Source organism: Stenotrophomonas sp. P5_B8, assembly GCF_054049855.1.
Genome location: NZ_JBFULO010000117.1, coordinates 1 through 10,434, shown reverse-complemented (window position 1 = coordinate 10,434; position 10,434 = coordinate 1). Strand labels below are relative to the sequence as shown.

Annotated in this window: 10 protein-coding genes; 4 read left to right on the top strand and 6 right to left on the bottom strand. The window is 68.4% G+C overall.

The genetic code is table 11. The features are described 5' to 3' along the window. Positions 1-86: 86 nt before the first annotated feature. Positions 87-1,013: a Grx4 family monothiol glutaredoxin gene (grxD, locus tag ACXJKH_RS08825; protein WP_457319142.1), complete on the bottom strand. Its 927-nt coding sequence runs from the start codon at positions 1,011-1,013 to the stop codon at positions 87-89. Positions 1,014-1,070: 57 nt separating this feature from the next. Here grxD and ACXJKH_RS08820 point away from each other — a divergent pair, with 57 nt between their 5' ends. After that, a complete protein-coding gene (locus ACXJKH_RS08820; protein ID WP_457319141.1) occupies positions 1,071-1,853 on the top strand; it encodes a polysaccharide deacetylase family protein in 783 nt (260 codons plus the stop codon). 15 nt (positions 1,854-1,868) lie between these two features. On the opposite strand, the gene ACXJKH_RS08815 is transcribed toward ACXJKH_RS08820, so the two are convergent. The 5 genes from ACXJKH_RS08815 to ACXJKH_RS08795 are packed head-to-tail and all read right to left on the bottom strand — an operon-like array spanning position 1,869 to position 5,253. Beyond that, positions 1,869-2,192, bottom strand: coding sequence for a hypothetical protein (locus ACXJKH_RS08815; RefSeq protein WP_457319140.1), 324 nt, complete (start codon positions 2,190-2,192; stop codon positions 1,869-1,871). Positions 2,193-2,226: 34 nt separating this feature from the next. After that, positions 2,227-2,595 (bottom strand): hypothetical protein, encoded by a 369-nt coding sequence (locus ACXJKH_RS08810; RefSeq protein WP_256776524.1) that lies wholly within the window; start codon positions 2,593-2,595, stop codon positions 2,227-2,229. A gap of 60 nt (positions 2,596-2,655) precedes the next feature. Then, on the bottom strand, positions 2,656-3,336 hold the full coding sequence (locus tag ACXJKH_RS08805) for a class I SAM-dependent methyltransferase (RefSeq protein WP_256776532.1): 681 nt from the start codon (positions 3,334-3,336) through the stop codon (positions 2,656-2,658). Positions 3,337-3,353: 17 nt separating this feature from the next. Then, entirely contained in the window at positions 3,354-3,977 is a 624-nt protein-coding gene (locus ACXJKH_RS08800) for an SGNH/GDSL hydrolase family protein (RefSeq protein WP_457319139.1), read from the bottom strand. Position 3,978: 1 nt separating this feature from the next. After that, positions 3,979-5,253 carry a pyridoxal phosphate-dependent aminotransferase gene (locus ACXJKH_RS08795; protein WP_256776531.1) on the bottom strand — a complete coding sequence of 425 codons (1,275 nt, stop codon included), beginning with the start codon at positions 5,251-5,253 and terminating at the stop codon, positions 3,979-3,981. 177 nt (positions 5,254-5,430) lie between these two features. Between ACXJKH_RS08795 and rsgA the strand changes: the two genes are divergently transcribed. The 3 genes from rsgA (at position 5,431) to ACXJKH_RS08780 (ending at position 10,305) form a co-directional block, all read left to right on the top strand. Then, the gene (rsgA, locus tag ACXJKH_RS08790) at positions 5,431-6,537 is read left to right on the top strand and encodes a ribosome small subunit-dependent GTPase A (RefSeq protein WP_256776522.1); all 1,107 of its coding nucleotides are present in this window, start codon (positions 5,431-5,433) and stop codon (positions 6,535-6,537) included. A 75-nt stretch (positions 6,538-6,612) separates the two neighbouring features. Next, complete coding sequence (locus tag ACXJKH_RS08785) at positions 6,613-7,854, top strand: flavohemoglobin expression-modulating QEGLA motif protein (protein WP_457319138.1); 1,242 nt, start codon at positions 6,613-6,615, stop codon at positions 7,852-7,854. 147 nt (positions 7,855-8,001) lie between these two features. Continuing rightward, complete coding sequence (locus ACXJKH_RS08780; RefSeq protein ID WP_457319137.1) at positions 8,002-10,305, top strand: TonB-dependent receptor; 2,304 nt, start codon at positions 8,002-8,004, stop codon at positions 10,303-10,305. Positions 10,306-10,434: the final 129 nt, after the last annotated feature.

Sequence of the window (10,434 nt, the reverse complement as noted above, 5' to 3'; positions counted from 1 at the left end):
TCGCCAGACAACGTGCCTGGCTGTTGAAAGAACAAAAAAAACGCCGGCAATGCCGGCGTTTTTTTTCAACACATCGCAACCGACGATCAGTACTTCGGCACGCTGTTGTCCACCTCGTTCGACCAGGCGTCGATGCCGCCGGTGATGTTGTGGACCTTGCTGAAACCCAGGGCGCGGAACTGCTCGGCGGCCTGGGCGCTGCGGCCACCGTGGTGGCACAGGAAAGCCAGCGCGGTGTCCTTGGGCAGCGCTTCCAGGCGCGCGCGGTTGTCGCCGTCGAAGGTCTCGAACGGGGCGTTGATCGCGGCGATGGCGCGCTCGTCGGCCGGGCGCACGTCCACCACGATCAGGCTGCCGGCACGCAGCTGGTCGTCCGCGTCGCGCACCGCCAGCTCCTGCACCGCCTTGGGCGCGTTCGGGTTATCGATCGCCAGGCCCTTGCCACGGATATCGTCCACCCAGTCGATGGTGATGCCGTCGGCGCGACGCGCGCTGGCCAGATCGAACTGCACGCGCAGGCCGTTGGACTCGGCGGCGATCGCGTTGTCATCGTGCGGAGCCAGCTGGAAGTTCGGCTGGAAGCGCGCATCGATGCCCAGCTGCAGCGAGGCACCGGGTGAATCGGCCAGCGCACCGCGCAGCATTTCCACCGCAGCCGGGGTCACGGTGATCGACGGCGGGGTGCGGTCCGGGGCGGCCAGGCCGAGCACGCTGCTCAGCTCCCCGCTGCCGGCCATCTGCAGAATGATGTCGCTGCCGCCGACCAGTTCGCCGTCGATGTACAGCTGCGGGATGGTCGGCCAGTCGCCGTAGGCCTTGATGCCTTCGCGGATCTCGGCGTCGGCCAGCACGTTGACGTGGTCGAACGCCACGCCCAGGTCCTGCAGCGCCCCGACCGCCTTGGCCGAGAAACCGCACTGCGGCATGCTCGGCTGGCCCTTCATGAACAGCACGACGCGGTTGGCGTTGAGGATGGATTCGATGCGCGAGCGCAGGGCGGGATCAAGGGACATGGCAGTCGGGTCCGGCATTTGGAACCGGACATTCTACGCGGCATGGCATCATGGGGCATGACCGTACCGGAAACGTTGCATCGCATTCCCCTGCGCCCCTGGCGCTGGCTGCCGTGGCTGCTGCTGTCGCAGGTGCTGGTGGTCCTGGCGTGGGTCCAGCTGGGCTGGGCGGTCGGGCTGGCGCTGATGGTGGCCTCGCACGCGCTGTTCCTGGTGCCGGTGTTCCTGCCCAACAGCCGTTTTTACGCGCCGGTGCTCAGCCGCTTGCCGGGCCGGGCGCCGCGGGTGTGGCTGACGATCGACGATGGCCCCTCGGCCGAAACCCCGGCCGTGCTGGACCTGCTCGACCGCTACCAGGCCAAGGCGACCTTCTTCCTGGTCGGCGAGCGGGCCCTGGCCCAGCCCGAGCTGGTGCGGCAGATGCTTGCCCGCGGGCACACCCTGGGCAACCACAGCCATCGCCACCCGCAGACACGGTTCTGGCGGCTGGGGCGGGCGGCGATGGCCGCTGAGATCGGCCAGTGCCAGCAGACGCTGACCGCCATCGCCGGACAGCCGCCGCGCTGGTACCGCTCGGTGGTGGGCATGACCAACCCGTTCGTGGCTCCCGCGCTGCAGCAGTGGCAGCTGACCCGTGTGGGCTGGAGTGCGCGCGGTTACGACGGCGTGGACTGCCAGCCGCAGGCGGTGGTGGAGCGCATCGTCGRCCAGCTCGGCCCCGGGGCGATCGTGCTCCTGCACGAAGGCGCCGCGCACGGGCACAACCTGGTCATCATCGAGTCGGTGCTGCAGGCCTTGCAGGATCGTGGATTGACGGCGGCGTTGCCGGACGCGGCGTAACGGTCGGCGCTGCACTCAGCCGATCGCACCCAGCACCATCAGCCCGCCGGTACCCAGCAGGGTGCCCACGGCGCATACCAGCCCCAGGATGGCGAACAGCGTGCGCCGGTCGCGTTGCAGCAGCCCGGCGATACCCAGCGCTACCGCCACGACCTCCAGCACGCCCGCGCCAAGGATGCCCAGCCCGAGCAGCATCGTGGTCGGCGCGCTTTCATCCAGCCCGCCGGGCGTGCTCATCTCGGCGTAGCCGGCCACCACGATCAGCAGGAACAACAGCCCCCCGCCGCCCAGCGACAGGATGAACGAGGCGATGCCGAGACCGGAATGACGGTGTTGCATGGGAACTCCTGATCAGGAACGTGTCGAGGCGGGCTCAGGCCCGTTGGGTCAGGCTGCCGGGACTGCCGGCCAGCGGGTGCGAGTGCTGCCACTGCTGGCGCATCCAGCTGCCCAGCGACAGCTGCGCCAGCAGCAGGGTGACCGCCAGGCCCAGCGCCAGTACGCCGGTAACCCGGCGTCGGCGATGCTGCAGCAGGCTGCCGATCCCCATCAGCGTGGCCAAGACCGCCAAGCCGATGCTGATGCACAGCACCACCAGCAGCAGCACCGGCAGCTCGCGCATCTCGGCATGCGCGGGGGTGTGGGCGACGTGCGCGCTGATCGCGAACATCACCAGCCCGCACAGGCTGATCACCAGTGCGGCGATGCCCAGGGCGGAATGGCGGGATGAGGGCGGGGTCATGCGGGCTCCATGCCGGTATCGGGGCGCGAGTATGCGCGTGCAGCGCGCAGGGCGCGACTGTCAGCCCCGGATCGGCCGCTCAGCGCAGACCAGCCAGTTGTTGAACGGCGTGTTGCCATACAACGGGGTCATCTGCAGGCGCAGGCCGGCCGCTTCCAGCGGCGCGCGCACGCTGGCGGCATCGGGATAATGCCGCGGTCGCGTGCCCATCCAGCCCACCAGGTGGGCCAGCATGTCGGTGATGCGGGTGGCGCGGTCGCGGCCGCTGTTGTCGGCCAGGGTGGTGCGGATCACCAGCCGCCCGCCCGGGGCCACGCGCGTGGCGGCAGCATGCAGCAGACCCGCCTGCGCATCGGCCGGCAGGTACTGCAGCACATCCAGCAGGGTCACGCTGCCGTGGTGGTCGGGCAGGGTGGCGCTGGCGTCCAGGCAGTCGAAACGCGCATCGGTCAGCGCCGCCTGTGCACCGGCACGCTGCGCACGCGCGATCTTGTCCGCGTCGATGTCCACGCCCAGGTACGGCTGCTGCTGACCGGCCTGGCGCAGCACGTGGGCCAGCAGGCCCAGCCCGCAGCCGATGTCCAGCAGCCCGCCCTGCGCCGGTACCAGCGCGGCCAGCACGCCCGGATACAGCGGATCGCTGCCGAGCTTGCCGCGGCTGTAGTAATAATCGCGTCGGTTGCCGAAGCGCCGGGCCGGCATGAAGGCTGCGGCGATGCGGCGGGCCTGTTCCTTGGCCAGTGGCAGCGCGTCCGTGCTCAGCGCGCCACCTCGTCGGCCAGTTGCACCCGTGCGACCGGGAAGACGCGCTGGTTCCACAGCGTGTACATCGTCGCCGACGGATGCAGCCCGTCTTCGACCAGCATCGGCGCTTCCCCGCCCAGCTCGCGGCTGACCTCGGTGATGTCGATGAAGGCGACGTCGTGCGCGGCGCAGATCGCGGCGGCCGCCGCGTTGTAGGCGTCCAGTGCATGCCCGATCTGGGCCCGGTCGCGGCCGGACGCGATCCCGTACGCGGTCACTCCCCAATCGGGAATGGACAGCACCAGCACGCGCGACGCGCGACCGCCGGCAAAGCCGAGCGCGCGTTGCAGCAGGGCGGTGAAACGGGGCCGGTAGTCGTCCACGCTGCGCCCGCGGTACTGGTCATTCACCCCGATCAGCAGGCTGACCAGGTCGAAGGGTCCCTGCGGGGCCGCGGCGTCGATGCCCGCATCGAGTTCGTCGGTGGTCCAGCCGGTGGTGGCGATGATCTGCGGGTCTTCCACCGCGATGCCGATGTCGCGCAGGCCGGCGGCCAGCTGCGAGGGCCAGCGCCCTGACGGCTGCACGCCTTCGCCGATGGTGTACGAATCGCCCAGTGCCAGGTAGGACAGCGCCACCTCAGGCCACCGCGCTGCGTGGCTTCAACGGCACCACCTTGGTGTTGGCTTCTGCACGGCGGGCCAGCGCACGGTCGATGCGCGCGAAGACATCGCGCATGACGTCCGGCTCGGGCAGCAGGGTCACGCGGAAATGGTGGCGGTAGGGCACGTTGAAGCTGGAGCCCGGCACGACCAGCACGCCTTCCTCGTTCATCAGTTCCAAGGCGAAATCATGGTCGTCGAAGCTGCGCGCGGCCGGGCCGACCACCGCCGGGAACGCGTACAGCGCGCCGGCCGGGGCAACCAGCGACAGGTGCTCGCTGGCGTTGCAGGCCTCGATCACCGCGCGCCGGGTTTCATACAGGCGGCCACCGGGGGCGCACAGCGGGGAGATGGTGTCCGGGCCGTTGACCGCGGCATCGATGGCGTACTGGCCGGGCACGTTGGCGCACAGCCGCAGTGCGCTGAGCAGGTCCATCGCCGCGCGGAATTCGCCCAGCCGCTCGGCCGCGCCGGACAGCATCGCCCAGCCCACCCGCCAGCCGCAGGCGCGATGCACCTTGCTCAGCCCGCTGAAGGTGATGCACGGGTGTTCGCCGGCCAGTGGCGCCACCGCATGGAACGCGGCACCGTCGTAGAGGATCTGGTCGTAGATCTCATCGACCATCAGCAGCAGGTTGTGCTTGACCGCGATCGCCACGATCTTCTCCAGCAGTTCGCGCGAGTAGCTGGCGCCGCTGGGGTTGTTCGGGTTGATCAGCACGATGGCGCGGGTGCGCGAGGACACCAGTGTTTCGATTTCGACCGGGTCCGGCTGGAAGCCGTTCTCCGGTGCGCAGCGGTAATACACCGGCCGGCCGTCGTTGAGGATGGTCGCCGCCGACCACAGCGGATAGTCGGGAGAGGGCACCAGCACTTCATCGCCGGGGTTGAGCAGGGCGCGCAGCGACAGGTCGATCAGCTCGCTGACGCCGTTGCCGATAAACACCCGGTCAGGATGCGCGTCGGGGGCACCGCGCCGGGCGTAGGCGGCGGCAATCGCTTCGCGGGCCTCGGGCAGGCCCTGCTGGTGGGTATAGGGATCGGTGCGGCCCATGTCATCGGCGATCGCGCGCTGCAGGTGCTCCGGCGCGCGGAACCCGAAGTTGCCCGGGTTGCCGATGTTCAGCTTGATCAGCTTGCGGCCCTGCGCCTCCAGCTCCCGCGCTCGTCGCGCCAGTTCGCCCCGGATCTCGTAGCGGACTTCGGACAGGCGCTCGCGGGTGGCAAGCGGCTTCAGCGGGGGCGTGGACATGAACGGGCCGTCATCGTCGGGCATGGAAATGGCATGGTAGCGGAAATGTTGCGTTGCAGGGCAAGGCTTTCGGGCCAAATTCCGAGCACTGCCAAGCAGTTGCGCAGACGCGGGCGGGACTGGGCCTTCGCTACTGGCCGAGCACTGCGGCGACGCCCGGTCGCCACACCCTCTAGAATGGGCACGATGAGCGAACCCACTGATTATCTTGCCCTGCAGACCATTGGCTGGCCCTGGCCGGGCGGCCCCGAACTCCCGGCCTGGCAGGCCTTGTTCGAGCAGTTCCCGCAGGCGCGCCCGGGTCGTGTGATCGAGCAGCATCGCACCGGCTACATCGTCTCGGACATGCCCGATGCGGCAATCAAGACCGAATCCCCGCCGGAATGGCAGCGCCCGCGCTTTCCCAGCCACGAACGCGCGGCCGTGGGCGACTGGGTGCTGATGGAGGGCATCAAGATCGTGGCGCTGCTGCCGCGGCGTACCGCGATCAAGCGCGGCGCGGCCGGCGAGCATTACCACCAGCAGGTGATCGCGGCCAACATCGATACCGTGTTCATCGTCTGCGGCCTGGATGCCGACTTCAACCCGCGCCGCATCGAGCGCTACCTGCTGCTGGTCGGCGGTGGCGGCGCGCAGCCGGTGGTGGTGCTGACCAAGGCCGACCAGACCGAGTACAGCCAGGATGCCCTGGACGTGCTGGAAGAACTGGCCGCGCAGGACATCCCGCTGCTGGCGGTCAACGGCAAGGACCCGGCCAGCGCGTCGGCCCTGCTGCCGTGGCTGGGCGCGGGCCGGACCGTGGTGCTGGTGGGCTCGTCGGGTGCCGGCAAGTCCACCCTGACCAACACGCTGCTGGGCGAGGAGCGGATGAAGACCGCCGACGTGCGCAGCAACGATTCGCGCGGCCGCCACACCACCACGCACCGCGCGCTGATCCCGCTGCCGGCCGGTGCCTGCCTGATCGACACCCCGGGCATGCGCGAACTCAAGCCGACCGGTGAGGAAGCCCTGAGCGAAGGCGGCTTTTCCGACGTGGAAGCGCTGTCGGCGCAATGCCGGTTCCGCGACTGCGCACACCAGCGCGAGCCGGGCTGTGCGATCCGTGCGGCCATCGATGACGGCACGCTGGATGAAGAGCGGTTGTTGAACTACTTCAAGCTGAAGGAAGAAGTGGCCGCCGCCGCGGCCAAGCTGGCCGTGCGCCAGGCCCAGCAGGCGATCGAGCGCAAGCACGTGGGCAAGGGCGCGCAATGGCGCCCGGGCGGCAAGGGCGGCCGCCGATAGCCGGGTAGAGCCACCCCATGGGTGGCTGCACCAACTCCCCGCGTGGCTGCTATTGTCCGCCCCATGGACACACCAATGACCGTGGATCGTGAGGTGGCCCACCACACCGCGCTCGATGCGCAGCTGGTGGAGGCAGTGGGTGGCATCAAGCTGCTGGGCCTGACGAGCTGGCCCGCTGCCCTGCAGGCCCCGTTCCTGGCCAGTGTCGCCCGCGGCCAGCCGGTGCTGCCGCAGGTGGCCTATCCCCGGCTMGACTTCGGCGACACCCGCCGCGCGCTCGCCGCCATCAGCGCCCAATGCGATCCGGACCATCCCATCGGCCTGTACGTGCAGCGCTCGGCGCACAGCTGGGACCTGGCCGCCGGTCTGCTCGAATCGCTGGGCACGACCGAGGTCGACCGCTATTCGGTCGAACTGTTCGGCGCGCCCGAGCACCCGCTGCCTGGCAACGGCCCCAGCACCCGCGATGCGGCCCGTCACTTCATCCAGATCGCGCAGGAACTGGACCACGAACTGCTCGCGCCCGAAGAACAGGTGCCGGTCTCGGCTACCGCCTTGCAACTGCAGTTGCAGAGCGACCTCGATGCGTTCTTTGAATCGCGCATCATCAGCGTCCAGCTCGACCCGGACCTGATCTCCAAGGCGGCCGCCGGCCCCACCCGCATCCGCCTGCGCACCAGCGCCCGCTTCAGTGCGTACGACCGTGCCCAGCTGTTCCACCACGAAGCACTGGTGCATTCGCTGACCGCACTCAATGGACGCGAGCAGCCGCACCTGCCCAGCCTGGCGTTGTCCTCCCCGCGTGTGACCGCCACCCAGGAGGGCCTGGCCACCTTCGCCGAGCAGATCACCGGCAGCATCGACATCGAGCGCCTCAAGCGCATCAGCCTGCGGACCGAAGCGATCGCGATGGCGCGCGAGGGCGCCGATTTCATCCAGGTATTCCGCTACTTCTGCGCCGAAGGGCAGAACAACGAGGAGAGCTTCGCCTCTGCCCAGCGCGTCTTCCGCGGCGTGCCACCGACCGGCGGCGCTGCATTCACCAAGGACACCGTGTACCTGCGCGGGCTGGTGTCTGTACATACCTTCTTCCGCCACATGCTTGCCGAAGACCGCCTGCAGGTGTGCCGCTGGTTGTTCGCCGGCAAGATGTCGCTGACCGATGCGATCGCCTTCGCACCGCTGTTCGAAGAAGGCATCCTGCGCCCGCCCCGCTGGTTGCCACACTGGGTCAGCCGCGCCAACGGGCTGGCCGGCATGCTGGCGTTCTCGCTGTTCGCCAACCGCATCCGCATGGACCAGCTGGTCGCCGAATGATGCGTTGCATCCGGGCACGCTGCGTCGCGCGACGGGTCGCGTTTCATCTGGAGCGCGCCATAACGTAAGAATGCTTTCATCTTCCGCTCGCATGATGGTCATGCACCTGCAGTGCGCAGGTCACCACCCCACATGCAACGGACGACCATGCTTACCCGACCCCTGACGATCGCGGTTGCGATCGCGCTGTGCGCCGCCAACGCCCACGCCGCCGATGTAGCCGCCACCACCGGTGCAACCACCGATGCGAGCGCCGCGCTCAGCGCGCAGACCCTGGACACCGTGTCGGTGATCGGCCAGGGTGAAACCCGCCAGGTCCAGCGCATCACGGCGGTGGACAAGCAGGTGCTGCCGCCGGGCACCAGCGGCCAGAAGATCCTCGACCGCCTGCCCGGCGTGTCGGTGCAGTCCAACGATGCGTTCGGGGCCAACGAAGAATCGCAGAGCATCACCCTGCGCGGCTTCGACAAGAGCCGCCTGGGCTACACGCTCGATGGCATTCCGCTGGGCGACAACAGCTACGGCAACTACAACGGCCTGAGCATCGCCCGCGCGCTGATCGCAGAAAACCTGGCCGGTGCCGAACTGTCGCAGGGCATCGGTTCGCTGGGCGTGGCCTCCACCAGCAACCTGGGCGGCACTGTCCAGTATTTCTCGCAGGACCCGTCCACCGAATTTGGCGGTCGTGCCAGCGTCACCGTCGGCGATGACAACCAGCGTCGCGGTTACCTGCGCGTGGACACCGGCGACATCAACGGCTTCTCGGCCTACGTCTCAGGCGTGCACCAGGAGGCGGATATGTGGGCCGAGCCGAACCAGAACCAGACCACCCGCCAGTTCAACGCCAAGGCGGTATGGAACGTGGGCGACAACCGCTTCGGCGCGTTTGCCGCGACCTCGCGCGTGAGCCAGGCCAACTATGCCTACCTGTCCAAGAGCATGCTGGCGCGCGGGCTGGGCTACGACTGGAACATCTACGCCCCGGACTGGGATCGCGCGGTGGCCGCGGCCTACTGCGCGCCGGGCACCTACAACGCACAAAAGTGCGCCTTCAGCGGTGGCGTCAACAGCATCGACGATGCGTACTACCAGAGCCGCGCGCTGCGCGACGACAATCTGTACTCGCTGGATGCCGATCTGGCGCTGGGCGAGACCTCGCGCCTGAAGCTGCTGGCCTACCACCATGAGAACCGCGGCCAAGGCCACTGGTGGGCGCCAGGCCAGCCGTCCAACCCGGGTACCGCGCAGGCGCTGCCGATCTCCATCCGCAGCACCAACTACACCATCAACCGCCAGGGCATCACCGCGGCGCTGAGCTGGCAGTGGGGCATCCACGCGCTGGAAGCGGGGCTGTGGTACGAGCGCAACGACCACAACGTCGAGCGCAATTTCTACTACATCACCGGCCCGTTCCTGGATGACGGCTACCTCAACCACCCCGACCGTCGCCTGTTCGACCAGGACTTCGACATCCGCACGCGCCAGTTCTACGTGCAGGACCGCATGCGTTTCCTCGATGACCGCCTCACTGTCGATGTGGGCATCAAGAGCCCGAACACGCGCATGACCGCCAACGCCAGGCCGGGCACCGAGGCCAGCTACGCCTCCGGGACKCTGACCGCGAAGGAGGCGGTGCTGCCGCAGGCGGGCATCGGTTTCAAGCTCAGCCAGAACCAGGAGCTGTTTGCCTCTTACTCGGAGAACATCGCCGCCTTCGTCGGTGGCGGCAGCGGTGGCCCGTTGCAGGTATCCCCGGAATCGTTCGCCGCCAGTGCGGGGCTGGAGCCGGAGAAGTCGAAGACGCTGGAAGCCGGTTTCCGGACCTTCGGCGAGAAGTACCAGGCCTCGATCGCGGCCTACCATGTGATGTTCGACAACCGCCTGCTGTCGCTCAATCCCTGCACGAGCATCGAGGTGGGCACGCGTCCGGAGTGCATCACCCGCTTCATCAACGTAGGCTCGGTGAAGAGCCAGGGCGCGGAGTTGACCTTCATCCTCAAGCCGGTCGAGGGCCTGCAGTGGTACAACGCGCTGTCCTGGAACAAGTCCACCTACGAGGATGACTACACCTCCGGCGGTGCGATCGTGCCGGTGGCCGGCAAGATCACGGTGGATACGCCGCAGCGGATGGCCTCCAGCGAGATCAGCTGGAACCGCGACGGGTTCTTCGCCAGCCTGCGCGCCAAATACACGGGCAAACGTTACTACACCTACACCAACGACCAGTCGGTGGCCGGGGTGACGACGGTCGATGCGGGTGCGGGGTATTCATTCGGTCCGGGGCTGGGCCTGCGCGACATCAAGGTGTCGCTCAACGCGACCAACCTGACCAACAAGCGCTACGCCGGCCAGCTCAGTTCGTTCGCCCCGACCGATCCGAACGGCACCCGCTACGCGATCCACGCCAGTGCGCCGCGCCAGGTGTTCATGACGGTGGCCGCTGAATTCTGAAGCATCTCGCGTGCCGGGCCGCTGTTTTGGTCGGGTACGGGTGGGGTGGCGGGACACGCCGCAAGTACGTCCCTGTAGGCGCGCATGCGCCATCCATGGCGCATGACGGTCCCGCCACCCCACCCGTAC